Annotated in this window: 18 protein-coding genes; 12 read left to right on the forward strand and 6 right to left on the reverse strand. The window is 65.0% G+C overall.

The features are described 5' to 3' along the window. The first annotated feature begins 22 nt into the window (after positions 1-22). The 6 genes from Q1A36_RS09560 (at position 23) to Q1A36_RS09585 (ending at position 7,815) form a co-directional block, all read left to right on the forward strand. Entirely contained in the window at positions 23-1,282 is a 1,260-nt protein-coding gene (locus Q1A36_RS09560; RefSeq protein WP_299842728.1) for an extracellular solute-binding protein, read from the forward strand. Between the two features lie 55 nt (positions 1,283-1,337). Next, positions 1,338-2,408 carry a sugar ABC transporter permease gene (locus Q1A36_RS09565; RefSeq protein WP_299842731.1) on the forward strand — a complete coding sequence of 357 codons (1,071 nt, stop codon included), beginning with the start codon at positions 1,338-1,340 and terminating at the stop codon, positions 2,406-2,408. Beyond that, complete coding sequence (locus tag Q1A36_RS09570) at positions 2,408-3,286, forward strand: carbohydrate ABC transporter permease (RefSeq protein WP_299842734.1); 879 nt, start codon at positions 2,408-2,410, stop codon at positions 3,284-3,286. The genes Q1A36_RS09565 and Q1A36_RS09570 overlap by 1 nt, the downstream gene beginning before the upstream one ends. A gap of 18 nt (positions 3,287-3,304) precedes the next feature. Further along, positions 3,305-4,294, forward strand: coding sequence for a levansucrase (locus Q1A36_RS09575; RefSeq protein ID WP_299842737.1), 990 nt, complete (start codon positions 3,305-3,307; stop codon positions 4,292-4,294). 3 nt (positions 4,295-4,297) lie between these two features. Continuing rightward, the gene (gene ugpC / locus Q1A36_RS09580) at positions 4,298-5,362 is read left to right on the forward strand and encodes a sn-glycerol-3-phosphate ABC transporter ATP-binding protein UgpC (RefSeq protein ID WP_299842740.1); all 1,065 of its coding nucleotides are present in this window, start codon (positions 4,298-4,300) and stop codon (positions 5,360-5,362) included. Between the two features lie 623 nt (positions 5,363-5,985). After that, positions 5,986-7,815, forward strand: coding sequence for a Hint domain-containing protein (locus Q1A36_RS09585; protein WP_299842742.1), 1,830 nt, complete (start codon positions 5,986-5,988; stop codon positions 7,813-7,815). 164 nt (positions 7,816-7,979) lie between these two features. On the opposite strand, the gene Q1A36_RS09590 is transcribed toward Q1A36_RS09585, so the two are convergent. Together Q1A36_RS09590 and Q1A36_RS09595 are read right to left on the reverse strand one after the other, a co-directional pair. Continuing rightward, positions 7,980-13,250 (reverse strand): AAA family ATPase, encoded by a 5,271-nt coding sequence (locus Q1A36_RS09590; RefSeq protein WP_299842744.1) that lies wholly within the window; start codon positions 13,248-13,250, stop codon positions 7,980-7,982. A gap of 23 nt (positions 13,251-13,273) precedes the next feature. After that, positions 13,274-14,851, reverse strand: coding sequence for a hypothetical protein (locus tag Q1A36_RS09595; RefSeq protein WP_299842748.1), 1,578 nt, complete (start codon positions 14,849-14,851; stop codon positions 13,274-13,276). A 465-nt stretch (positions 14,852-15,316) separates the two neighbouring features. On the opposite strand from Q1A36_RS09595, the gene Q1A36_RS09600 reads away from it, so the two are divergent. Next, entirely contained in the window at positions 15,317-17,176 is a 1,860-nt protein-coding gene (locus tag Q1A36_RS09600; protein ID WP_299842751.1) for a SulP family inorganic anion transporter, read from the forward strand. 12 nt (positions 17,177-17,188) lie between these two features. Then, positions 17,189-17,602: a cyclic nucleotide-binding domain-containing protein gene (locus Q1A36_RS09605; protein WP_299842754.1), complete on the forward strand. Its 414-nt coding sequence runs from the start codon at positions 17,189-17,191 to the stop codon at positions 17,600-17,602. A 26-nt stretch (positions 17,603-17,628) separates the two neighbouring features. Here Q1A36_RS09605 and Q1A36_RS09610 read toward each other — a convergent pair whose 3' ends face one another. From Q1A36_RS09610 to Q1A36_RS09620, 3 genes are read right to left on the reverse strand one after another with little or no spacing between them, the layout of a single operon-like run. Further along, positions 17,629-18,588 carry a LysR substrate-binding domain-containing protein gene (locus Q1A36_RS09610; protein ID WP_299842757.1) on the reverse strand — a complete coding sequence of 320 codons (960 nt, stop codon included), beginning with the start codon at positions 18,586-18,588 and terminating at the stop codon, positions 17,629-17,631. A 28-nt stretch (positions 18,589-18,616) separates the two neighbouring features. Continuing rightward, complete coding sequence (locus Q1A36_RS09615; protein WP_299842760.1) at positions 18,617-19,963, reverse strand: FAD-binding oxidoreductase; 1,347 nt, start codon at positions 19,961-19,963, stop codon at positions 18,617-18,619. 1 nt (position 19,964) lies between these two features. Further along, a complete protein-coding gene (locus tag Q1A36_RS09620; RefSeq protein WP_299842964.1) occupies positions 19,965-20,906 on the reverse strand; it encodes a dihydrodipicolinate synthase family protein in 942 nt (313 codons plus the stop codon). Between the two features lie 315 nt (positions 20,907-21,221). Here Q1A36_RS09620 and dctP point away from each other — a divergent pair, with 315 nt between their 5' ends. The 4 genes from dctP to Q1A36_RS09640 all read left to right on the forward strand — a co-directional run bounded on the left by dctP (position 21,222) and on the right by Q1A36_RS09640 (position 25,384). Beyond that, on the forward strand, positions 21,222-22,235 hold the full coding sequence (gene dctP, locus Q1A36_RS09625) for a TRAP transporter substrate-binding protein DctP (RefSeq protein ID WP_299842763.1): 1,014 nt from the start codon (positions 21,222-21,224) through the stop codon (positions 22,233-22,235). Between the two features lie 29 nt (positions 22,236-22,264). Then, a complete protein-coding gene (locus tag Q1A36_RS09630; protein ID WP_299842766.1) occupies positions 22,265-22,780 on the forward strand; it encodes a TRAP transporter small permease in 516 nt (171 codons plus the stop codon). A 5-nt stretch (positions 22,781-22,785) separates the two neighbouring features. After that, complete coding sequence (locus tag Q1A36_RS09635) at positions 22,786-24,084, forward strand: TRAP transporter large permease (RefSeq protein ID WP_299842769.1); 1,299 nt, start codon at positions 22,786-22,788, stop codon at positions 24,082-24,084. A gap of 133 nt (positions 24,085-24,217) precedes the next feature. Then, on the forward strand, positions 24,218-25,384 hold the full coding sequence (locus tag Q1A36_RS09640) for an ester cyclase (protein WP_299842773.1): 1,167 nt from the start codon (positions 24,218-24,220) through the stop codon (positions 25,382-25,384). A 62-nt stretch (positions 25,385-25,446) separates the two neighbouring features. Here Q1A36_RS09640 and Q1A36_RS09645 read toward each other — a convergent pair whose 3' ends face one another. Next, positions 25,447-26,514 (reverse strand): ester cyclase, encoded by a 1,068-nt coding sequence (locus tag Q1A36_RS09645; protein WP_299842775.1) that lies wholly within the window; start codon positions 26,512-26,514, stop codon positions 25,447-25,449. Between the last annotated feature and the right edge of the window lie 10 nt (positions 26,515-26,524).

Consider the following 26,524-nt stretch of genomic DNA (forward strand, 5'->3'; position numbering starts at 1 on the left):
AATTCACCCCGAGGAGGAAGACATGAAACTGCTTGCGACCACGTCCGCCGCTGCCATCGCGCTGGCCACCCTGACCGGCGCCGCATCGGCCCAGACCCAGCTGACCATGTGGTATCACGGCGCCGGAAACGCCGTCGAGGCCGAGATCCTGAACGGCATCGTCAAGGATTTCAACGACAGCCAGACCGAGTTCCAGGTGGTGATCGAAAGCTTCCCGCAGAACAGCTATAACGACTCGGTCGTCGCCGCCGCGCTGGCCGGCAACCTGCCCGACATCCTGGACGTGGACGGGCCGAACATGCCGAACTGGGCCTGGGCCGGCTATCTGCAGCCGCTGCCCATCGATCAGACCGCGATCGAGGGCTTTCTGCCCGGCGTGCTGGGCACCTGGAACGACCAGCTTTACTCGGTGGGCCTCTGGGATGCCGCCGTGGCCATGACCACCCGGCAATCCATTCTGGACACATACGAGATCCGCACCCCCACGCTGGAGGAGCCCTGGAGTGCCGAGGAATTCGACGCCGCGCTGGAGAAGATCAAGGCATCGGGCGATTTCGCCTATCCGCTGGATCTGGGCATGGCCGACAAGGGCGAGTGGTATCCCTATGCCTATGGCCCGTTCCTGTGGAGCTTTGGCGGCGACATGGTGAACCGCGAGACCTATGACACGGCCGAGGGCGTCCTGAACGGCGATCCGGCGCTGGCCTTTGGCGCGTGGTGGAAAAGCCTCTTCGACCGCGAGCTGGTGCCCGGCACCAGTCAGGACATGGCCGCCCATGACAACGGTTTCCAGAACGGCGACTACGCCATCACCTGGAACGGCAACTGGAAGGCGCTGCCCTATCTCGAGGCCTTCGACGATGTGGTCTTCCTGCCCGCGCCCGATTTCGGTGCCGGCTCGAAGATCGGCGCGGCCAGCTGGCAGTTCGCCATCTCGTCCAAGACCGAACATCCCGACGGCGCCGCCGATTTCATCGAATTCGCCATTCAGGACAAGTATCTGGCCGCCTTCTCGGATGGCATCGGGCTGATCCCGCCGACCAAGGAGGCCGCGGCGATGAGCAAATACTATGCCCCCGGGGCGCCGATGGAGGTCTTCTACGGTCTCAGCGAGGCACAGGGGATGAAGCGTCCGGTGACGCCGGGCTACGTGGTCGAGGCGCTGGCCTTCCGCAAGGCGCTGACCGACATCGCCGACGGCGCCGATGTGGCCGATGCGCTGGATGCGGCGGTGGACGAAATCGACACCGATATCGAGCGCAACCAGGGCTACGGGCACTGACACCCCGGCGCGGCGGGTTTGCCCTGCCGCGCCCCCTCAATCGAAAGCAACTGCCATGTCCTCCAGACTGACCCGATCCAACCGGGCCGGATGGGCCTTCGCATTGCCGGGCTTTGGCCTGATCGCGGTGTTCATCATCCTGCCCTTTCTCTTCGCCTTCGGCCTGTCGCTGACCAACCAGCGGCTGGTCTCGCCCAACCCGACCGCCTATGTCGGCCTAGACAATTACCGAAATCTTCTCGGCATCGGCCTGCTGACGCTGGAACCCGAGCGCGACGAGGCCGGAGAGATCAAGCGCGACGAGGCCGGCGCGCCGGAATACCCGCGCGTCCGCTCGCTGACCCGCTCGGACGACTATCCGCAATATCGCGGCATGACCGAGTGGTTCCGCTGGCAATCGGGCGACAATGCCAAGGTGGTGCTGGCCTCGGACGTGACCTTCTGGAAGGCGCTGGCCAACACGCTGCTGTTCGTGGCGGTGGTGGCGCCGTTGCAGGCGGGGCTGGCGCTGGGGCTGGCGCTGCTAATCAACCAGAAACTGCGCGGCATCAATGTCTTCCGCACGGTCTATTTCATGCCGGTCGTGGTCTCGATCGTGGTGGTCTCGCTGCTGTGGCGGTTCATCTATGACGGGCAGGACGGGCTGCTGAACAGCATGATCTCGAAGCTCAGCTTCGGCGCGCTGTCCGGCCATGACTGGCTGGGTGATCCGAACACCGCGCTGCCGGCGATCATGGCCATGTCGATCTGGCAGGCGGTGGGCTTTCACATGGTCATCTGGCTGGCCGGGCTGCAAACCATCTCGCCCACGCTTTACGAGGCCGCCGCCATCGAAGGTTCGTCGAAATGGCAGACCTTCCGCTATGTCACCTGGCCGGGGCTCAGGAACACCGCCGTTCTGGTGCTCATCGTCATCACCATGCAGGCCTTTGCCCTCTTCGCGCAGATCGACGTGATGACCGATGGCGGCCCGCTGGATTCCACGCAGACGCTGGTCTTCCAGGCGGTCGAGCGCGGCTATGGCCGGCAGGACATCTCGGGCGGCTCGACCATCTCGGTCATTCTTTTCATCCTGGTGCTGGTGATCTCGCTGATCCAGCGCTGGCTGACGCGGGAGCGGAACTGATGGCCACCATTTCCCATGACAATCACGGGCTGCGGCTGGCGCTGCGTTACTTGGTGCTGATCCTCGTGGCGCTGATCTTCGTGCTGCCGCTGCTGTTCATGGTCGTCTCGAGCTTCAAGCCCGATGCGCAGCTGCTGGACGACACCTCGTCCATGCGGGCCTTCCTGCCGGTGGGCGATCTGAGCCTGGCGAACTATGCCGCCGCCTTCGACCGCGCGCCGATCCGGCTGTTCGTGATGAACTCGGTGCTTGTCACCGGGATCACCGTGGCGCTGTCGCTGCTGATCTGCTCGCTGGCGGCGTTTTCCTTCACCTTCCTCGACTGGACCGGCAAGGGGCTGCTGCTGTCGATCATCCTGGCCACGCTGATCGTGCCCTTCGAGACCATTGCCATTCCCCTGCTGATGATCTGTTCCAAGCTGCCATGGCTGGGGCTCGACGGCTTCGAATGGGGCTGGCTCAACAGCTATCGCGTGCAGATCATTCCGTGGATCGCCGACGGGCTGACGGTGTTCCTGTTCGTTCAGTTCTTCAAGGACCTGCCGCGCGACCTGATCGAGGCCGCCCGCGCCGAGGGCGCAAGCTGGGGGCAGGTCTATACCCGCGTGGTCATGCCGCTGTCCGGCCCGGTCATCGCCACCGCCGCGATCCTGAAATTCCTGGTGATGTACAACCAGTATCTCTGGCCGCTGATCGTGGTGCAGGAGGAAAGCTATCGCCCGGTGATGGTGGGCCTGCAGTATTTCTTCCAGCTCAACACCGCCTGGGGCGAGATCATGGCCTATCTGACCCTGATCACCGTGCCGGTGCTGGCCTTCTATCTTGTTCTTCAACGTTCGTTCATCGCCTCGATCGCCTCGACCGGCGTCAAGGGCTGAGCCTCAAGGATACCTGACATGACGATCAAACTCGAAAACGACTGGATCTGGGACAGCTGGTATGTCCATGACGGAGACCGCTGGCATGGTTACTTCCTGAAGGCGCCGAAATCCCTTGGCGATCCGCAGCTGCGCCATTTCAACGCCACGCAGGGCCATGCGGTCAGCGACGACCTGGTGAACTGGACGCATCTGGGCACCAGCCTCACCCCCGCCCCCAGCCCGGCCTGGGACGATTTCACCACCTGGACCGGCTCGGTCACGCGCGGCGATGACGGGCGATGGCACCTGTTCTACACCGGCACCTCGCGCGCGGATGGGGGGCTTTACCAGCGCATCGGCCATGCGGTCTCGGACGATCTGCACAACTGGACCCGCGTCGGCGACGGGCTGGCGCTGGACCTGACCGGGCCGGGGGCCGAGGCCTACGAGGCCGAGCACGCCAAGGGCTTCTGGCACGACCGCGCCATGCGCGACCCCTGGGTCATGCGCGACCCGGAGGGCGCGGGCTGGCTGATGTATTTCACCGCCCGCGTGCCGGGCGTGGCCGAGGCGAATGCCGGTGGCGCCATCGGCTTCGCCACTTCACCCGACCTGATGACCTGGACCCTGCAACCGCCGGTTTTCGCGGGCGATTACGGCCAGCTCGAGGTGCCGCAGGTCTTCGAGGTCGGCGGGCAATGGTATTGCCTCTTCTGCACCGCCGCCGAGCATTTCTCGAAAGACCGCGCGGCGGCGACCCCGGGCGGTCCGGTCACCGGCAACCACTACCTGATTGGCGACAGCCCGCGCGGACCGTGGAGCGTGGCCGATGGCTTTCTCGACGGCGCACTGCCCTGCCGACGCTATGCCGCGCGGATCGTCGAGACCGATCAGGGTCTGCGCATCCTTGGCTTTGCCGATCATACCCCCGAGGGCTTCGGCGGCTATGTCATGGACCCCGAGCCCGTCCTGATCGGCCGCAACGGGCTGCTCAGCGTCGAACCCCAGACCGAAACGGCGGAGTAGACCATGGCCCATGTTTCCCTGAAGAACGTCCGCAAGAGCTTTGGCGCCACCGATGTGATCAAGGGCGTCGATCTGGAGATCGAGGATGGCGAGTTCACCGTTTTCGTCGGCCCCTCGGGCTGCGGGAAATCGACGCTGCTGCGCATGATCTCGGGGCTGGAGGATATCAGTTCCGGCACGCTGGAGATCGATGGCAAGGTGGTGAACGACATCCAGCCCGCCGATCGCGGCATCGCCATGGTGTTCCAGTCCTATGCCATCTTCCCGCATATGACCGTGCGCGAGAACATGGGCTTCGGCCTGACCATCGCCCGCGCCTCCAAGGCCGAGAAAGAGGCCAAGGTGCAGGAGGCCGCGCGCATCCTGCAGATGGAGCACCTTCTGGATCGCCGTCCCAGCCAGCTCTCGGGCGGCCAGCGCCAGCGCGTCGCCATCGGTCGCGCCATCGTCAGGAAGCCAAAGGTGTTCCTGTTCGACGAGCCGCTGTCGAACCTCGATGCCGCGCTGCGCATGGATATGCGGCTCGAGATCGGCAAGCTGCACCAGCAACTGGGCGCGTCGATGATCTATGTCACCCATGACCAGGTCGAGGCGATGACGCTGGCCGACAAGATCGTGGTGCTGAAGGATGGCGCGGTGCAGCAGGTCGGCTCGCCCATGGATCTCTATCACCGCCCGGCCAATCGCTTCGTCGCCGGCTTCCTCGGCTCGCCCAAGATGAACTTCATCCCGGTCGAGGTGGTGCAGACGGGCGATGGACAGGCGCAGGTGCAGAGCGCCTCGCTGGAGCCGATCTCGGTGCCGATGGCCCATGCGGGCGTGACGGCGGGGGGCAAGGCGGCGCTGGGGCTGCGGCCGCAATACCTGAAACCGGCCGATCCGGCGCGCGCCATGCTGCATGGCAAGGTCGCGCTGACCGAACGACTGGGGACCGAGACGGTCGTCGATGTGACGCTGCGCGACGGCAGCCAGATCATCGCCGCCATCGCCGAGGACCGGGTGATGCGCCCGGGCGAGGAAGTTGGCTTCGATTTTGATCCGGCATCGACGCATCTTTTCGCCGAGTGAATACCGGCGCGGCGCATTGGGCGCGCCGCGCTGCCATTCCTGAAGGGGTCAAGAGACCGTGAGCTTCGAGGCGCACAGCCAATATGGTCGAAGCTGATCCACCACAGGTTGCGCCACACCCGACAATCCCCGCGCCCGCCGGAACACCCGGCGGGCGCGTTTCATTCCGATCGACCCTCGCCCGCCATATCGCTGATTATGATCAATTGTTCTAACGATACCAAGGCGATGGCGACAGAATGTCACAGGCCCCACGGTCGGAAACGCGGTTAGGGGCGATCCGCAAGTCAGATCAAGGACTTGGCCATGGCGACCCAGATGCCTGCCCGATCCCGCGTTCGACCACCGACCTGGAACAACCTCAGCTTGCATGTTGACGCATGGTAAATCGCTCATTAACGAGTATTAACATTGGCGTCTGCATATGAAATATCGCTTCGATATTTTTGGAGCGTCGGGGGGTGGCTGAAGCAATGAGTGACCTGGTCAAGAGTACCCACTTCACCCCCTTCCTTCGCGGCTTCGACCCAGATGCGGAACCTTGCCATCCCGGCAACTGATGCCCGCAGGACGGCCAAGACCTGAACCAACCGCAGCCCACCGCGTAAGCCCGGACCTTAGACATGCCTCCTATCTCTCCGACCGATGTGACCAGCCCGACCACCGCCAGGGTCAATGATCTGCAGGCCATCGGCCAATATACCGGGGTTCCGCAACACGTCATCATCGATGGGCGGGACTTCCTGATCGTCGATGCCGACGCGAACGGTGTTGCGATCTTCAACATCGATTCGGCCTCCGGCGCGCTGTCGACGCCGACCTATCTGACCTGGCCGATCGTGCCCAGTGAGTACGAGGCCGGCGACTTTGACCAGTACAGGTTCTTTACCAGCCCGGACGGGACGAAGGTGACGGGCTTTGATGGTGACAGCAGAGGTGTTGCTGCCCTGACCTACAACAAGACCACCTCGACCTGGTCGGTTTCCTATGACCCCGGGGGCGTTGCTGGCGGCGTCACCGGCAATCCGATGGATTTCGAGGCCTTCCAGACCACCGATGGCAATGTCTACGGTTACGGCGCCTCGCCGACCGACCAGGTCTTTACCAAGTACCAGTGGAACTGGGATACCAATTCGTGGTCGTCGACCGGAACAAGCTTTACCAGTCCGATCGGGTCGACGGCAGACACCACCGCGACGAGAATGGTCACTGGCCCCGATGGGTCGCAATACCTGGTCAACTTCAGTTCCGCCGGCTTTCCGCTGATCGAGAACACCTACATCTACCAGATTGATGCGACGACCGGCAATTATGTCCCGGGTTCGGCCATCCGGGTCCCGACCTCGACCGCGGCCAGCGGTACGGGCCGGCTTGGCGCGCTGACGCGGGGCGAAGTCTCCATGGATCCCTATGGAAACATGGTCTTCAGCACCACGAACGGTGTGCAGGTCATCAACCCCCATACCGGGGCTTTCCTGTATGAGGACCACCCGGGTGGTACCGACGGAACCACGTTCCATTACGGCAGCGATCTCGTCTATGGCGAGAATGGCTATGTCTACCTGATCGGCCGCGATGGCAACCAGCAGCTACAGACCAAGGTTTACCAGATCAGCAGCAACGGGACCTGGAGGTTCGACAGCCAGGGAACCGACACGAGCTCGGGCATCACCTGGACGGGCTATCTCAACGGGACCTATGCGGAATCGAGCAACGACGTCACCACGCTGTCGAGCGGCGTGAAGATGATCTACACGACGCAGGAACTGACGACCGGCGGGCCGATCACGCAGGTCGCGGTGCAGGCCGCGAACATCGGCGAGCTTCCTGCGCCGGTCTGCTTCGTCTCGGGAACGCTGATCGAGACCATTCACGGCCTGAAACCGGTCGAGCAGTTGCAGACCGGCGACATGGTTCGCACCAAGGACAATGGCTACAAACCGATCCTGTGGATCGGGTCGCAGACCGTCGCCCTTGCCGGGCAGCCCGACAAGCGGTTTCTGCCGGTGCGGATCAGCGCGGGTGCCCTGGGGTCCGGCTTTCCCGAAACGGATCTCTATGTCTCGCAGCAGCACCGGATCCTGGTCAGGTCGCGGATCGTCCGCAACGTGATCGGCACCGACGAGGCGCTGGTTCCCGCCAAGAAGCTGCTGGATGCCGAGGGCATCGATCTGGTGACGGATTGCGACGAAGTGACCTATATCCACATCCTCTTCGACCAGCACGAGATCGTCTATTCGAACGGCGCCGAGACCGAGTCCTTCTATGCCGGCCCCTGCGCGCTGGAGGCGATCGGCGCCGAGGCCCGGGCCGAGGTGATGGCGCTGTTCCCCGAGCTTGCGGATGCCACCTACAAGGCACCCTCGGCGCGGATCTTCCCTCCGGGGAAGCTCTGCAACAAGCTGGCGATGCGGCACGCCAAGAACAAGGTGGCGCTCTGTGGTCCGCACTGAGCGGCGACTGCTCAGCGAACGGCACTGAACGCGCAGGAGGTGTCGGGCATGATGGCCCGGCCCGCTCCTCGCCGTTGCGGTGGGCCATGCCCCGGGGCTGGGAGTTGACAGGCCGGCCAGACCGAAAGGATGACTTGCTGACGCCGACGCTGAGGCGGCGGGCGTCAGGGCCGGCGGCCCGACCGACTGTCCCTGCAGCGTAGGGCCATCCGCGCCGCAACCGGATCCTGTCCCGCTGCCGCCTCGGCCTCGGCAAAGAGACGTGCGGCCAGATCGGCTTCGCCGGCCTGCATCGCACGCACCGCCCGTTCGAAAATGCCCCGTGCCGCGACCAGCGCAAGGCGCTGAGTCTCATCATGGACATCGAGCAGTTCATGGACAGCAATCGCTGTCGGCAGCCCGCCCAACCGGGCAGTGCCGAGGAAGCGCAACGTATGCCGTTCGGGGTGGTCAAGCCGGGCGTGGCAGGCACCGGAAACCAGAACCCGGCTGTCATAGTCCTTGTTCAGAACTTCCAGACGGGCGGCGACATTCACCGGCGTTCCCAGAACGCCGACCTGGATATGATCGGGGTCTCCGATCATTCCCAAGGTCAGCGGACCCAGATCCAGCCCGGCACCAAAGGCGAGACGCGGCAGGTCGCCACGATTGGCATTATACCCCGACAACCCGCGCGCCATGGCCGCCACGCCGAACAGCGCCCTGTCAGGGCCGTCCGGAAACAGTGCCAAAACCCCGTCCCCCATGTAATTCCCGACGAACCCGCCATGCGCCGCGATCGCCGGCTGCACATGCTCGAGATAACGGTTGATCATCGCGATCGTGCGCCGCGCCCCGATTTCCTCGGCGATGCCGGTCGAACCGCGGATATCGACGAAGACTACCGTCATCTCGGTCTCGGCAAATTGGCTCAGCTCGACCTCGGTGATGCTGGTCTGGCCGAGGGCCTGCATCAGGTGATCCGGCACGAATCGTCGGTTCGCCAGGGTCTGGCGCATCTGCGACTCCAGCGCCGTCTGCACTTCCGCCAGAAGCCGTCCGTTCTGAAGCCCGATCGCCGCCTGTCTGGCCAGAGCCTCGACAAGGCTGCGACGCGAGGGTGCGAAGACATGGCGGCTTTGCCGGCTCGACAGGTAGAGCGCACCCAGAAGCCTGTCGCCCTGCTGCAGGGGAACGCAGAGCATGGCCTTGGGCAAAGCACCGCAGATGCCGCGTGCATAGGGCTCGGTCTCGGGCCTGTCGGACTGGACCATGGCGCGGGTGCGCAGGCACAGATCAATGACCGGCCTGATCGGCGCCGTCGGGGTGCTGGGGATCGGATGCGCCTTGCCACTCTCGACCGAATGACAGGACAGGCTGATCCCCTGCTGCCCGTTCTCCAGCGCCACGGCGCAGAAATCGGCGTTTCCGATCCGCATCGCCAGGGTGGCAATTCGCGCCAGCAGATCGTCCGGCGTGCCGTCATCGGTCAGGGTGCCGACGAGATCCATGAAGCCTTGCAGGTCGGCAGCGGCGAGCGCGGAACTCGCGACCGGGTCGGCCGGACCATCCAGAAGCCCGGCCTCGGCGCGGATGGCATGGGCGAGGCCGGGCGCGCCCCAATCCCGGGCCGCGCGTTCCGCCTGACGGGCGGCCTCGCGCGCTTCGCTTGGGTGGCCGGCGCGGCGCAGAAGATGAAAACGGCGGCGATGGGCAACACAGGCAAAGAACGGCGCCTGCGGTCCGGCCAGCGTGCAGGACTCATGCAGGGCCATCAAGGCCGCCGCCAGTTGACCCTTGGCGGCCAGCCGCTCGGCCTTCAGCAGGGCCAGACGATGGGCCAGATTGACTGGGCCGCTGCGGTTCCAGAATTTCAGCCGCAGCGTCTGCCTCCATGCGATCCGGCGCATCCGCACCGATTGCGCAGGATCAGCGGCCGCCAGCGCATAGGCATTCAGCGCCCGGAAGAACGCCAGCCCCGGCACCAGCACTTGCGAGATGATGTGGATTTCGTGCTTCGCCGCGAGGGCAAAGCGATCTTCGGCGCGCTGATAGCGGCCGGCCAGGTGGTCAAGAACGCCGGCGGCGATGGAGCTGATGGCGATCTGGACGCCGTTCCCGAGCCGCTGGAACTCGGCGAATTTCGTCGGATAGTCGAAATCATCGCCGCTTAGCTCCGGGGGCAGATCGGGCCTGCCCAGCAGGTGCAGCAACTGGCCCCAGGCGAGGAAGCAATCCTTCACATGCGGCATTTCCGTGCGGCGCAGATAGTCGAGCAGTTCCGGATGGCGTCCGGGCGTGTCGACCTGGCGACCCGAGAGGAAGTCGGCATAAAGCGCCACTCCGGCGCAATAGGTGGCATCCTCTTGGTCGCCCGCCTCGCGGTTTCTGGCCCAGCTGTCGGTCAGATGTTCGACCACGCTCTCCAGCGGCTCTTTCCAGTGCCGGATGAAGGTGTCGAAGACGAATTTCGGCTTCGATTGCGGGGTGCCGTCATAGCGCGCGGCAGTCTGGATCGCCAGCTCGCCGAAGTTGTAGCCCCGGTCGATCATCCCGAGCCCGCCGCAGAGCACCAGCCCCAGCATGGCAAAGCAATAGGGCGCCTGCGGGCTCATCCCATGCTTCAGCGACAGCCGGGTGGCTGCGGCAGCCAGAACCGGGAACAGGTTCGGCTCGGCGAAATAGGCGGCAGGGGCGGATTGCGCCATCAATTGCACGGCGGCCCGGATCCGGGCATCGTCGGCTTCGGGCAGGTCGGCAAAGCGGCCCAGATCGCGCCGCCCCAGCGGCACCAGCGTGTGCATCACTTCGGCCAGCACCTGTGCCTGACCCGGATGGCGCGGCAGGCGCACCCCGAGTTCGGCGGCGACACTGATGCACAGATCGGCAGCCTTGCGCCCCTGATTGCCGGTCGAGAGATAGCGAATGCGCATCCCCTGGATATCGGCGAGGTCATTAGGATCATCGGTATGGGCCAGCGCCACCAGCGCACTCGCCTCAAGCGCGGCGCGGTCGTTCCGGGCGAAGGCGCATTTGGCCTTGGACCGGTAGAGCCAGAGGCACAGCGCCGGATGCCCCTCGTTCCAGCCGCCGCCCATCAGCTCCTCGACCGTGCCGAGATAGTGCCACGCAGTATCGAAAGCCAGCCCAAGTTGCGCCTGCTCGGCGGCGACAAGACCCAGCTTGGCAAAGCGAGCGATCTCATCCGGCGCGAGGCCATCGGTACCGGCAACGGCGACATGACCGAAGATCTCGACGGCGCGGCGCGGCAGGTCCTGATCGCGCACCGATTGCAGCATCAGCCGGGCGATCCGCAGATGACGCTGGCTGCGCGACGCATCGGCAAGCCGGTCGTGGACGCCCTGGCGGATCTGGTCGTGGCGGAACCTGTACCAGGCGGTGCGCGGCCCGGCCCGCAGGTCTGTCTCTGCGGGCAAGGCGGCAAAGACGGCGTGATCCGTGTCCAGCGCGCGGATCACGGTTGCGTCGAGGGCGGGCGACAACAGGGTAGCGACCTGCGGCAGGGGCAGGCCGGCAACCCAGGCAAGCGTCTCGAGATCGAAACTGCTGCCGATGCAGGACGCGCTCTCCAGCAGGTCCAGCGTGGCGCGCGGCAGGGTTTGCAACCGACCGGTCAACAGTGCCGCCACCGAAGCCGGCACCTCAGCACCGGTCAGCGCATCCATGTCGACCTGCCAGCCCGGCAGGTGCGGGTCAAAGACGAGCGCCCCGGTCGCCGCAAGCGAGGTGAGGTATTCGCGCAGGAAGAAGGCATTGCCCTGTGACACCTGATGCGCATGCCGGGCCAGATCGCGCAAGTCGGCCCGGTCGCGGGCAAGGCTGGCTTCCAGAAGCTGCTCGACATGGGCCGTGGTCAGCGGGGCCAGTTCGATGATCTCGGATCGGTCTGCCGCCGCATGGCAACGCTGGATGACCCGCCAGGCGGGATGCGCGGGATCGACCTCGTTCGAGCGATACCCGAGGATCAGCATCACATGCGTCAGCTCCGGCACCGTGGCAATGGCCTGCAACAGATGCAGCGAGGCATGGTCGGCCCATTGCAGATCATCCAGAAACAGGATCATCGGGGTTTGCGGGGTTGCGAAAACCTCGATGAACCGGGCGACGACCCCGATGAAGCGGCGGTTCGCCTCGGCCGGCGGGATGTCTTCGGGTTTGGGCTGCGGGCCGATCAGAATCTCCAGTTCCGGGATCAGCTCGGTCAACAGCCCGGCAAACCGCCCCAGCCTCTTCTGCAACGCGACCCGATACCCGCTCAGTGTGGTCTCATCGGCACCGAGAACCGGACGCAGCAGGCCACCTGCCGCCTGCAGGAAGGCCAGATAGGGTTGGTCGCGCTTGAAGCAGTCGAATTTTCCCGACAGCAACCGAACACCGTCGCCCATGTGATGCCAGTGCATCTGCAGGACGAAGGCCGTCTTGCCGATGCCACTGGGTCCGGCGACCGAAACCACCGTCCGCCGGCCTTGCAGCGGCCCGTCATCGACCGCCGCCAGCAGCCGTGCCTGCTCGGCCTCACGCCCATAGAGCCGGTCGCCAGGGCGAAAGCGCGTCGTCAGCCCCCGCGCCGCAAGGTCGAACTCGCGGATAGTGCCGGTGCGGGCGAATTGGTCGGCGCAGCGTTCCAGGTCGCGGACCAGCCCGAAGGCGCTGGCATAGCGGTCATCGGGATCCTTCTGCAGCAGCCGCCGGGTGATGCGCGCCAGCATCGCCGGCAGGTCGTCGCGGCCCTGATCGAATTCCGGGATAGCGCGGGCGACATGGGCGTAGCCCAGATCGCGGGGATCGAGATCGCCGAACAATGTCCTGCCGCTGATCATCTCGGCAAAGGTTGCGCCGAGGGCGTAGAGGTCGGCCGGGTCGTCGATGGGAAGCTCGATCCGGCCGGTCAGTTCCGGCGCGGCATAGTGGGCCGAGGCACCGATATCGGCGGCGGCCAGGCCCGATTGTCCCCAATGCGTGGTGGCACAATCGAGGCTGAGGCATTGCGCGTTCCCTCCGCCGGGCCGGATCAGCAGACGTGCCGGGCGCAGGTCGCGGTGCAGGATGCGCGCGCCGTGCAGCCCGGCGGTCAGCCGCGCCAAGGCCAGCATGCTGTCGAGCAATGGCGCGATGCGCATACCCGCCGGCGGGATCATCTCGGCCAGCAGGGACCGACCGTCATCGGCGATCACCAGAAGGCAGGCATCGGCCGGGCCAAGGCCTGTCAGGGGCGGCGCACAAAGCGCCCCACCGGCGCGCAGCGCCAGCTGCGCTGCCAGGCGAAACCGCGCGGCCAGAACCTGCTCGTCGCCTGTGGTCCCGCGATCCGGCACCAGAAACCAGACAGCGGCCCCGTCGCTGTCCCGACCGCGCCAGACCGTGCCGGTTGCATCCCTTGCAACCAGTTGATCGAGGTGATTCTCTGCCCTGTCGTTCGGTATCGCGGTATCCATGTCCGGCGCCCCGCGATGCGCCGCTAGTACTGGATGCTTTGCGGGATCGTGCGCGCATAGGGCACGCTCTGGGCCGGTGGCGCATCGATCGGCTCCAGCGGCTGGCAATTGGTGACGGCAGTCGGGCCAAGCGGGTCGGCGCTGGCCGGCACCGCCTTCAGCAGCGCCTGGTTGATCTTTCTCAGGTTCTGGTTGAACGCGGCCGCCGCCTGTAACAGCGCGGGGATCGGCAGCGCGTATTTCGTATCGGCAAGGTTCGGCTCGATCGCCCAGGCCTGGAAGAACATGTACTGGCACAGGGCCGCCCGCTGCATGTCATTGGGGCTGAAGATCGGATCCTTCGTGTTGTCGACCGGCGCTTCGTTCCGTGTCTTCGGCGGTGCGCGGCGGATGCGCAGGCATTTCTCGACCGCTGTGATCTGGTTCGAGAAGCTCCAGTGATCGCCCCCATGCGAGACCGAGCCGTTCCACATGTAGATGGCCATGACCCGCGCCAGCGTGTCGCCCTCGGTGATCTGCTCGGCACCGGGAAAACCGCGCACATGGGTATTCAGATAGCGTGCCCAAAGCTTTGTATAGGCCAGCATGTCGCCATTTTGCTTGATGTAATCGGCGACGACAGTGCAGAAGGGCAGAAAGGCATCCTCGAAATAACGCGCCAGCCAATTGCCGTAGAATGTGTCGAACAGCGGATGCTGCGAATTGGACATCTGCGGGTTCATGTAATCGTATTCGGGATAGGCAACCGGATCATATCCCTTTTCCGCCGTCAGGCCCGAATAGCCCGCGCCGAAAAGCAGCTTCAGGTTATAGGCATTTCCGGTCAGCGGATCGAAGCGCGTGCCCTGGGCATTGTTGTTCACCACGGATTCCGCGCTTTCCAGAACCGCATTGTCCAGCGCCAGCGAATAGGCGCTGTGCGGGGCGAGCATCTGGAAGATCGGATGGTTCATCGGCAATTCGGTCTTGGTGATCGCGTTCACCGAATTCATCGGGAAATGCAGCGCCGGATGCACCACGAACAGCACGTGATACGAGGCGCCCTGCAACCCGTAGACCATGGCGATACCAAAGGAGCTGTCGGTATCGCGCATCAACAGCCCATCGACCTCGATGATGCGGCAGCAGTTCCTGCCCTGACCATCCTCGCGGAAGAAGACCTTGGTGGGCGCGACATGCATCCCCTCGAGCGGGTCGATCAGCTTCATCGCGGTGAAGTCGTACTTGGTCCAGAGGCCGCTGTTCAGTGCCTCGATGATATCCGGTTCATCCGCAAAGGCCTTGCGGCAGGCAGCGATTTCCTCGTCCTGCATGCGGACCCGGAACCGGGTGAACAGCGTGGTCGTCATGATCTCGTTGAAGCGCTCGGTGGTCACACCCTTCCATGCCGAGACCGCCGCGGCATATTGCGCCGCATAGGCCGGATAGCCGATCCGTGCCTGCAGATAGCGCGCACCGATGGCTTCGTTGAACAGCAAGGCCTCCATCGGCGGGATGTTCAGCACCTCGTCGGCGCAGATCAGCGGATGCGACGGCGAGGGCTGCGGCCAGGGGCCCTTGCGCGCATAGAGGAACTGGTCCGGCAGGTCGCTCATGGTCATGCGCCGTCTCCCATTGGCTCAGAGGCATCCCGGGCGTGTGTGCGATAAAGATGACCGATCCGGCCTCCGCTGCCATCGCAGGACGCATCAACCCCGCGGTCGAGGGAATTGTTACCCGACAAGCACCCGCAAACGATCACGCCAGTAAATCGCCTGCGAGTCAAGGTAAATGCCGGCCGAGGACTTTCATATGTTCCTGAGTATGAATGGTATTTCTTCGGTGTATGATAGTCTCGCGCGGCGGAAAACAATTTCTGGTTGTGGGTGAATTTCACCGGGCAGCGGATTCGGCTGATTAATCCGTTTGGTCTGCGTCGAAGGATGATTTTCCGAAGATGAAACTCATGCCGTCGCTTGACCTTCTCGTTCGGCAAATGCTCTTGCCAGGTTTCCGGTCCCGCGCGCAATTGTTGCGCGGCGTGACATCTCTGGCTACCGTTCGGGAATAAGGCGGCGGTAGGCTTGATGAATCCCGACAGCGACACTGACGATCCGGGTGGGGTGGCGCGGCCATCCGCCGTGTCAGCCGTGAACCCTCAGGGAAGTGCTGTCAGATCGACCGCACTGGGTGCCGTGCTGGGTCTTGACGCGGTGGGCCATTGCATCGCGTTGGCTACGCTTTGCTTTGCGGGCGGGCTGGGTGTCGGGCTGGGGCTTGGCGCGACCGTGTTCGTTCTGGGCAGCGTGATCGCAACGCTGAGCCAGACGCTGCTTGGGCGGTTGCCGCTGTCGCTGGCCATAGCGCAGGATACCAGCATCTCGCTGCTGGCGCCGGCGGCGATCACCGCAGGGCTGATGGCGAGCGGACCGCTCGAGGCCAATGTCATCACGACCTTCGCTGTCCTCGGCCTTTCGGCGTTTGTTTCGGGCCTGCTGTTCTGGGCGGTCGGGCGATTTGGCCTTGGGCGCATCGTGCGGGCCTTTCCCTATCCCGTGGCGGCGGGGTTCCTTGCCAGTTCGGGCTGCCTGCTGGTGATGGCCGCGCTGTCCATCCTGCTGGCGGGTTCATCCGAAGCCGAGTGGACAGCCGCGATCATGGACCCTTTGGTCTGGACCAGCCTGATCCCGGCGGTCGTCTTTGCCCTTGCGCTGCTGGTGGCGATCCACTGGTTCGGCGGTCTTGTCGGCATGCTGGCCGTGGTCGCCTTCGCGCTTGCCGGCTTCTATGCCTGCCTTGCCTGGTGGGGGATCGATGCCGGCACGGCGCGCGGCCTGCACCTCTTGCCGAATTTCGGCGGTGATGGTCCGATCGGCTTCGGGCAGCTGTCCCTGGGTGAGGTGGACTGGAACGCGGTGGCCTATGCCACGCCGATCATCGCCAGCGTGGCGCTGATCAATCTGGTCGCGATCCTGCTGAACACCACCGGGATCGAGCTTGCGCTTGAATCCGATGTCGATGTCGACCGCGAGCTGAGGATCGCCGGGGCAACCAACCTGCTGGTCGGCGCCTTCGGCTGTGTTGCTGCCTTCGCCCAAAGCGGTGCGAATATCTTTGCCGGCCGCATGGCTGCGCAGCGCGGCGCGCTGAGTGCCGGGTATCTTCTGGTCCTGGGCGTGGCCTGCTTCTTTGCCACCAAGCTGGCCGGTGCCGTGCCGATCTTCGTGGCGACCGGCCTGCTGATCTTCATCGGCATCACCATGATCGAAAGCTGGCTGTTCCAGACCCGCAACCGCCTGCGCGCCGTCGATTGGGCGATCATCTGCGGGATCGTCGCGATGACGCTGGTTCTGGGTATTCTGCCCGCCGTGCTTGTCGGCCTGTTCCTCGCGGTGCTCAGCTTTGCCGTCACCAGTGCGCGACTGCCGGTCGTCGATTTCATCACCGATGGCCGGACCCGGCGCAGCGTGGTCGATCGCTCGCTTGCCGAGAACGACCGCCTCGGCCAGCAGGGCGACAGCATCCAGATCCTGCATTTGCAGGGTGCGTTGTTCTTTGGCTCGGTCGAGAACCTCATTGCCATCACCGGCCAACTTCTGGCCAAGGCGCCCCGCACGGCCTTCGTCATTCTCGACTGCGACGAGGTCGATCTGATCGACGCGTCGGCCTGCGCCGGCCTGACCAAGCTGCGCCAACTGCTGAAACGGCGTGGCATCACCCCCGTCATTGCGGGACTGAGCCACTCCAACCGCAGCGCGCTGGAGCGATGGGCTCCCCAGACCCGGGGTGAGGTGGACCGGGTGCTTGGGATCCGCACCGCCCCGACGGTTGATGACGCGCTTGAGGCCTGCGAGGACGAACTGCTCGAGCAGAGGGACCCGGTTGTCGGCAAGACGCTGGACGCGCTGCTGGCCGAGCTGAGCAATGCCCATCCGCGCGCGGGGTAACTGGCCCGTCGAATGACCCGCATGGAACTCGCGCCCGGTGACGTGCTGATCCGGAAGGGCAATCCGAGCGCGGATATCTTCTTCGTTGAAAGCGGCCGGCTGTCGGTCCTGATCACCTCGGCCTCGGCCTCGGCCTCGGCCTCGGGTAGCGGCCTGCGGGTCCGGTCGCTGGGGTCGGGGGCCGTTGTCGGTGAGATGGCGCATATCCTCGATCTGCCGCGCAGCACCGAGGTTCTGGCGGCGACGGCCTCGGTCGTCCACCGTCTGGATGAACAGGCGATCGGCGAGATCCTCGACGGTGATCCTGTCCTCTCGGCCCTGCTCTACAAGGTGTTGGCCCATGCTCTGGCGCTGAAGGTTCTGAAGGCGAATGTCCTGATCGGCGACATGCGGGCACCGCGCGCCGCCCCCCGCGCGATCCGATAGGCCCGAGACGCTTCGGGCAGCGGGGGTCAACCCGTCAGGGACGATCCAACCGGCCCCTCCACCGCCTCCAGCACATGCGCCACGAAGGCCGCGACCGCCGGGCGCTTCATCGATTTCTGCTTGCAGTTCAGGAAATTGCCACGCCCGGCGGTGATCTGGGCCGGGTGGGCGAAGACCAGCTTGCCCTCGGCAATGGGCGCGCGGACCATGTGGTGCCAGCCCAGCATGACGCCCTCGCCGGCCAGCGCGGCCTCGATCAGCAGACCGACCTTGTTGGTGGACAGGCTGGCGGGCGACTTGTCCCATTCGGCGCCCTGCACGCGGAACCATTCGGGCCAGCCCAAGGGCTGCCAGCCGATGGCATCGGCGCTCCAATGCCGGTCGTGGAGATGCAGCAGGTTCACGTGGTTGAACGCCTCGGCGCTGTCGAAGGGGCCATGTTCCGCAAGGAAGCCCGGCGAGCACACGGGCTGCGCCACCTCGTGGAAGAGGAAATGCAGGTCCTCGCCGACCTCGCAACGCTCGTTCCCGCAGAGCAGCGAGATATCCACCTCGGAATAGTTGCGGATCGCATCGTCACTGTCCGAAGCCAACACCACAAAGCCGGTCGCGGGGTGGCGGGTGCGGAACCCGTCGATCAGTGGCTTCAGCCAATAGCTGGCCATGCCGTCGGTCGCCGTGATCGTCACCGGCTGCGGCCCCTCGTCGCCGGTCATCACCGAGACCGCCGTGCTGATCGTGTCGAGTCCCGCCGTGACCGCCCCCTGCAGGCTGGCGCCTTCCGGCGTCAGCTCCAGCGCGTTGTGCTTGCGGACGAACAGCTCGGTCTCGAGCGCGCGTTCCAGCAGCCGGATCTGCTGGCTGACCGCGCCCTGGGTCACGTTCAGTTCCCTGGCGGCGAGGGTGAAGCTCAGATGTTTCGCCGCCACCTCGAAGGTCGCGAAGGCGCCAAGCGAGGGCAGGTAGCGGCGCTTGATGGCGGGCATGGGAACCTCCTGCGGTCAGGCTGGAGGATCATTCTAGCCGCGATTGCCATTCTTTCCAGCGCAGATAGGCATTTGCCCCGATCGTGTCGAAGGGATGGGGCGGCAGGCGCGAGGGTTCATCCTCGGCGGTGAAGAACTCGGTAATGGCGCTCTGCTGCCCACAGGCCAGCTCGGCCGCGCCGATCCCGGTCAGCGTGCCGCGTGCAGTGCCCAGCCCGTTCTGCACGCAGGCAGCGTAAAGGCCGGGTTCAAGCTCGCGCATCACCGAGACCGCGTTCTTCGACAGGCAGAGATGCCCGGACCAGCTTTGCGCGAAGCCCACATGCTTCAGCATCGGAAAGCGGGCGTCGAACTTCTGCCGCATGGCGCGGGTGACGCGGGCCAGATCGGCGGCGCTGGTCTGCATCTCGGGGCGGTAATAGCCGCCCTGCCGGATGATGATGCGGTTGCCGCCCTGTGCCGGGCTGATCCGGCGCACCGTGCAGCCCATCGGATCGGCCGGGGTGACGCCCCAGCACTCCTCGCCGCCAAGCGCGCGGATATCCTCGGGCGACAGCTCCTCGGTCATGCAGGCATTCAGCATGATATGCATCAACCGCCCGCGCTTGAAGCCGAAGCTTTCCAGGTGGCCGTTATTGGCCATGATCGCGCGGCTGGCCTGCACCGCGCCATGTTCGGTCGCGAGCAGCCAGCCCCCGGCATTGCTTTCCAGCCGCAGCACCGGCGAGTTCTCGAAGATGCGCACCCCGCCAGCTTCCAGCCCGGCGGCAAAGCCGCGCACGTAGCCGGCGGGTTGCAGCATGGTGGTGCCGGGGGTGTAGAGGCCACCGTGGTAATAGCTTGTGCCCGTCACCTCGCGCATAGCTTGCGCGTCCAGCACCTCATGCGCCTCGCCCAACTGGCCCAGATGCGCGGCATAGCTGCGGTTCGAGGCGATGCCGGCATCCGAAGCGGCGCCGTTGATCTTGCCCATGCGGCGGAAATAGCCCTCGGGAATGGCGTAATCCTGCACCGCGCCCTCGGCGAAATCGATGGCATGGCGGTTCAGCCGGGTCAGCCTGCGGTCATGGCTGTCGCCCGAACCGGCGTAATCGGACGAGGTCAGTTCATGCGGCAGATCGATCATGAAGCCGGAATTGCGTCCGGTGCCGCCCTCGGCGATGCGGGCGGCGTCGAGGATGACGATCCGCAGCGTGGGGTCGATCTGGTGCAGGCGGCGGGCGGCGGAGAGGCCGGCAAAGCCGCCGCCCAGAATGGCGATGTCGCAGCCCGTCTGCCCCTCAAGCCGGGCGCGGGGCGCGGCGGGCGGCAGGATGGCGTTCCATCCTGCCGGGCCGTTAAAGACCGGGGTCCGGCTGGCGCGATGCAGGCTCATCTCAGGCTCGCGCTGCGGCGGCCGGACGGCCCTGCGCGGCACCCTCGGCGAGGATCGCGGCCACTTCGGACTTCAGCGTGCCGATCACCGCTTCCAGCGCGGCTTTCTCGTCCGCGTTCAGCCCGGTCAGCGGCGGCCGCATCGGGCCGGCGTTGATGCCGGTGACTTCGACCCCGTGCTTGACGCATTGGATGAACTTGCCGCCCTGCTCCAGCACCGCCATCAGGGGCAGCATCGCCGCCATGATCCGGCGTCCGGTGGTGAAATCACCCCTGAGGGCGCAGGCCTCATAAAGCGCGATATGCTCGCCCGGCAGGAAGTTCGAGCCGGCGCAGATCCAGCTCTGCGCACCCCAGGCAAAGAATTCCAGCGCCTGATCGTCCATGCCGCAAGAGGTCTGGATCTGCGGATAGTGCTGGGTCAGGAGGTGCAGGCGGTTGATGTCGCCCGAGCTTTCCTTGATGCCGATGACGTTCTTCGACACGCTCACCAGGTCCAGGAATTCGCGCCCCATCTCGACGCCCATCCGCGCCGGATAGTTGTAGAGGATGATCGGCAGACCGGCCGCGCGGTCGATGGCCAGCGCGTTCTGGGCATTCTCGGCCTCGGTCGGAACGGAATAGGGCGGGGTGCCCAGCAGGATCGCATCGGCCCCCATCGCCCGCGCGCCCTCGGCCAGCGCGATCGATTCGGGCGTGCGCATCGCCCCGGTGCCGACGATGACCGGCAGCCGGCCCTTGGCGCGTTCGGTGATGAAGCGCGCCAGGTCCAGCCGCTCCTCGACCGTCTCGGCATAGTTCTCGCCGGTCGATCCGCCCGAGATCAGCCCGTGAACGCCGGCGCCGATGAGTCGCTCGACCAGATCGGCCAGCGAGTCCAGATCAAACGATCCGTCCGCGTGGAACGGGGTGATGAGCGGGGTATAGATCCCTTCAAGGGTCATCCGGGTTGCCATGTCAGTGCCTCCTCTCGAGCAGCGAATTTGCATGTGATGGTGGTAGCTGAGCGAGGCCCGCCCCGGCAAAGCAGAATGTTCAACGGGCTGGCATTAGCAAAACTATGGGCGTCTTGCCCGACATTCCCGCGCGGAGAAGCATCCTTGCAGGGACCGCATTAGTTCCAGCTTATGCCTCACCAGTGGGTATTCTCGTTTGCGCCAAACTCCCCCTTTCCCGGATGTTGCGCCCCATCACCGCGACCCTGGTCGTGGTCTGGGAGCAAGGGAGGGGACCACATGCCGAGAGCACCTGGCATATGCATGATCGCACTGGCCGCCGTCGCGGCGGCAGCGCCTGCGGCCAAGGCCAGCGACAGGGAATACAAGCTGATCCTGACCAGCGAGGCGGGCGATCCGGTCTCGCCTCTGGGCAATGCGATGCGGCTGTGGGAATCGCTGATCGAGAAAGAGTCCGCCGGCCGCATTCAGGTCGAGGTCTTCTATCAGGGCGAGCTGGGCGGCCAGCAGGAACTGTTCGACCAGCTGATCCGCGGCAATATCGACATGATGATTACCTGGCCGCAGACCTCCTATGACGAGCGGATCGGGGTGAATTACATCCCCTATCTGGTGCTGGGCTGGGACGATGCCATCGCCGCGTTCGCCCCCGATGGCTGGGTGCAGGAGCTGATGGCCCCGATCTATGAAGAGATCGGGCTGAAATACATCGGCCCCTTCCCGGAAGGCTTCGGCGGTATCGCCACGCAGGGCCGCTATGCCACCGGCTTTGACGAGGCGCAGGGCATCAAGGTCCGCTCGCAGCCGGTCTTTCCGCTGCCCCAGACCGTCAATGCCATGGGCTTTCAGGCCGTGCCGATCGATTGGGCCGAGGTCTATACCTCGCTGCAGACCGGCGTGGTCGATGGCGATTCCTCGAACGTTATCTACTGGGATTACGAGTATTTCGGCGATGTGCTGGATTACTTCGTGCAGACCTCACACAACTTCTCGTCCTTCTCGCTGCTGATGAGCGACAGTCTCTGGGACGAGATGGACGAGGCCGACCGCGAGATCGTCATGGGCGCGGCCCGCGCGGTGATCGACAAGCAATTCCTTGAAGCCCGGGCCGAGGACGAGCGCTGGATCGCCGCCGCGCAGGAAGGCGGCATGGAATATATCGTGCCGACCCCCGAGCAGCAGCTGGCCTGGGTCGAGCGGGTCCGGGCCGAGGTCTGGCCGCAGATCGAGGCAAGTCTCGGCAGTGAAATCATGGATGTGGTGCGCCGGAACGCGGCGGTGCCGGGCGAGGCTGCGGCCCCCGGCACCGGCGGCTGATCCAGCGCGGGACGAGAGGGAGGAGTGATATGGATTTGTTAAGAAAAATCGATGACGGGATCGGCCGGCTGATCCGCCCGGTGGTGGTGATGATCGGACTTGGCGTGGCGCTGATGCTGGTCATCGGCATCCTGTCGCGCAGCCTGTTGGGCGCGCCGGTCTTCGGGCTGGAAGAGATCATGCTTCTGGCGATCATGTGGTTCTACATGCTGGGCGCCACGCTGGCCTCGCGCGAGGGATCGCATCTGCGGGCCGATTTCGTCGAGGTGATGACCGAGAATGCCGGCATCCGCCGCGTGGCGGCGATCCTCTCGACCATCATCTCGATCTTCGCCTCGCTGGCCTTCTGCTACTGGGCGACGGATTTTCTCAGCTTCAGCCTGTCGAGGGGGCAGTCGACCCCGGTCTTCGCCATTCCCTTCTGGGTCTCGCAGGCCAGCGTGCTGGTCGCCGCGATCCTGCTGACCGCCTATCTGATCCGCGATCTGGTCGTGCTGTTGCGGGGCGGAATGCCCGCGCGGGACGCCGCAGAAGCAAAGGAATAATCGCCATGGAATCCCTCTTCGCAATTGCCGCCCTGATCATCTTCATGCTGCTGGGCGTGCCGGTGGTGTTTTCCTTCGCCGCCATGGTGGTGATCCTGACCTATGCCTATGACGTCAGCTGGTCGATGCCGATGATCACCGGCTACTGGACCGTCAACTCGGTCATCCTGCTGGCGCTGCCCCTGTTCGTGATGACCGGCTACCTGATGCAGACCGGCGGCATCGCCAAGCGTCTGGTCGATTTCGTCGAGGCGCTGGTCGGCAAGTCCAAGACCGGCATGGGCACCTCGATGGTGGTCTCCTGCGGCATCTTCGGCGCGATCTCGGGCACCGCCTCGGCGGCCGTCGCCTCGATCGGCCCGATCATGATCCGCCCGATGGAGCGCCATGGCTACAGCCGCGGCTATACCAGCGCGCTCTTGGCCGTGTCATCGCTTCTGGGCCTGCTGATCCCGCCCTCGATCACCATGATCCTCTACGCCGTGGTGACGCGGCAATCGGTGGCGGCCTGTTTCCTGGCGACCATCGGGCCGGGCATCGTTCTGATGATCCTCTTGTCGATCCTGAACCGCTTCCATGTCGCGCGCCATCTGGGCGGCAACGAGGAAAAGATGCCCTGGGGCGAGCGGCTGGCGGGCATCGGCACGACCGGCTGGCGGGCAATCCCGGCGCTGGTCCTGCCGGTCATCATCCTGGGCGGCATCTATGGCGGCTTCTTCACGCCGACAGAGGCGGCTGCCGTGGCCGTCGTCTATGCCATCCCGGTCGGGCTTTTCGTCTATCGCGAGCTGAATCCGCGGATGATCTTCGAGGCCGTGGTTCAGGCCGCTGCCACCACCGGCGTCATCATGATCATCCTGGTCTTTTCGTTCGTCGCCAGCCGCATCTTCACCGTCGAGCGGGTGCCGCAGCAGCTGACCGATTTCCTCTTGGGCAGCTTCGAAAGCCCGATCGTGATCCTGCTCATGGTCAACGTCTTCCTGATCCTTCTGGGCATGATCATGGATGATGTCAGCGTCATTGCCATCGTCAGCCCGCTGATGGTGCCGGTCATGGCCGAGATCGGGGTCGATCCGATCCACTTCGCCGCCATCATCGGCACCAGCGTGGTGATCGGCGCGAACAGCCCGCCGATGGCGCCGATCCTGTTCATGGCCTGTCGGGTTGGCGATGTCGGCATGTCGCAGGTGATCAAGCCCGCCTTCTACTTCATGGGCTTCGCGGCGCTGCCGGTGATGCTGCTGACCACCTACTACTCGCCGCTGGCGCTGTTCCTGCCGCGTCTCCTGGGCTTCATGGAGTGACCCCTTTCCGCCCTGCCGCTCCTCGGTCGCGCGGCGGGGCGGTCTCGTTCGGATCGGTTATTGCATGCGTATGCAAATCTGCTAGCCTTGAGGGAATCGAGGATTGGCTGGGCACAGACGGGAAGGATCTCACATGTCAGCGAAGGATCGGACGGCCGAGGATGACGCGCCGGGGGCGGGACGTGGCAAGGCCGAGGCCGTGCTGCAGGTCGAGCGGCGCGACTTCGTCGAACTGGTTCCCGAGAACCGGCCGCGCGTCCAGAAGATGCAGGGCTTCGACGAGATCTATACCGACATCGTTGACTATATCGTCCGCTGCACCCATCGCATCTGGGACGAGCGTGACATCGGCCTGATCTATACCCATTACACCCATAACTGCGTGCTCTATGGCACGATGGGCACGCTCTATGACCGCGAGGACGTGGTGCGCGACACCATCCAGCGGCTGGTCAGCCTGCCGGAACGGCGGGGCATGGCGACCCATGTGATCTGGGATGGCGACGACCAGCAGGGATTCTATACCTCGCATCTGGTCACTGGCTCGGGGCGGCATACTCAATACGGCCATTACGGCCCGCCGACCGGCCGCACCTTCACCTCGCGGACCATTGCCGATTGCATGATCCACGCCAACAAGATCTATCGCGAATGGGTCGTGGCCGATCAGATGGCGGTCATCCGGCAGTTGGGGCTGGACCCGAACGGCTTTGCGCTGAAGGTGGCGCAGAAGCTCTTCGAAAAGGGGCTGGTCTCGGTCGATATCGGCGAGAACCGCCGCATGGTCGGGCAATATCCGCCCGAGGCCAAGGCTGATCTGTCCATCGCCAAGACCGATCTCGAGCGGCAGACACTCGACTGGCTGCACGCGGTCTGGAACCAGCGGATGCTGGGGCGGATCAAGGACGTTTATGCGCCGACCTGCCAGTATCACGGGCCGCTGATGGCCGAGATGTATGGCATCGCCGCCGTTACCCACCAGACGCTGGGGCTGATTGGCTCGCTGCCCGATGCCGGCTTCACGCCGCTGCACATCTGCTCGACCCCCTGCGAGGAGGGCGGCACCAAGGTTGCCGTCCGCTGGATCATGGAGGGGCACCATCTGGGCTATGGCCTGCTGCAGGGGCTGGGCGAGCCGACCGGCAAGCGGGTGCAGGTGCTGGGGATCAGCCATTACCACTACAAGGATGGCAAGATCGTCGATGAATGGCGGGTCTATGACGAGCTGTCGCTGCTGATGCAGATCAAGCTGGCGCAATTGGCCGATGCGCCGGCGGCGACCATCTCCGGCGCGGAATAGGCGTAGGGCCTGAATTGCGAAATGCCCCGCCGTCTGGCGGGGCGTTCTGCGTTTCGGGGGCTTCAGGCGCCCCGGCGAAACTGGCGCTGCATCCGCTCCAGCACGTCGACGCCCATCTGCCTCAGCAGGTCCAGCACGTCGAGCGGCACCCAGTTCTCGCGGATCAGGCCCTGATGATGCAGGTAGAAATCCATCACCCGCATGGTCACAGCGCGGCCGGTGGGGCCAAGGCCAAGGAAGCCGCCGCCCTGATGCAGGGCAAAGACGCTCGGCCAGCCGCCGGTGACGGAATAGGGGCCGTCGCCGATGCGGATGTAATGCCCGCCGCCATGCTGGGCCTTCAGCGCCCCGATCTCGTCCCATTGCCCGCCGCCCTTGCGGTTCGGGAAGGCGATGCGGAAGGGCAACTGGTGGTCATCGACGAAACCCTCGAGCCCGCGCGTGGTGCCGATGCCGCTGGGGCCATACCACATCATCCGGGGATGCCAGTGCTGGCGCTGCGGCATGGTCAGCAACCCCTCGCGCCCGGCGCCGGTGGTGTCGTTATAGGCGCCAAGCGTCGCGTGCATCGCCAGGGTCTGGGCCAGGCTGGCGGCGCTTTCTTCCGGGTCCTGCGGAGTCAGCACCAGCCCGTCGCCGGTGATCGGGCCGGGCCATAGGCCCTCGACCCCGAGGCTGGGTGCCAGCGGCCAGAACCCGGCCTGACGGATCAGGTCGAGAATGTCCCAGAGGCAGGTCGACTGCACGATCCGGCCGTCGCGGAGCTGGTGCACCTCGCCATAGCGCAGGAAGACCGTCTTGCGGCTTGCCGGGATGGTAAGCCAGTCGCGGCGGAAGGTGCCGCAGTAGTGGCCGACCGCCGCTACGTAATCTCGGCCCTCATAGGAGCCGCCAACAAGGATCAGGTCCCGACGCTCGAGATCGGGGAAGGCGTGCAGCAGCGGTTCCCAGACCGCTCCGGCAATCGCCTCGGTGCCGCGCATCTCGTTCAGCGGATGTGACCCGCGCCATTCGGCATCCGGCGCATAAAGCGCGGAGAGACGGTCGGACAGGCGGTCGGAGGGCGAATCTGCCAGACGGGACAGGTCGTGAAGCAGTCGGGTCTTGGTCGCGATTAGATCGGTTTGCATCGTGATACCA

The sequence above is a fragment of the uncultured Paracoccus sp. genome, from assembly GCF_947487305.1.
Lineage (GTDB): Bacteria > Pseudomonadota > Alphaproteobacteria > Rhodobacterales > Rhodobacteraceae > Paracoccus.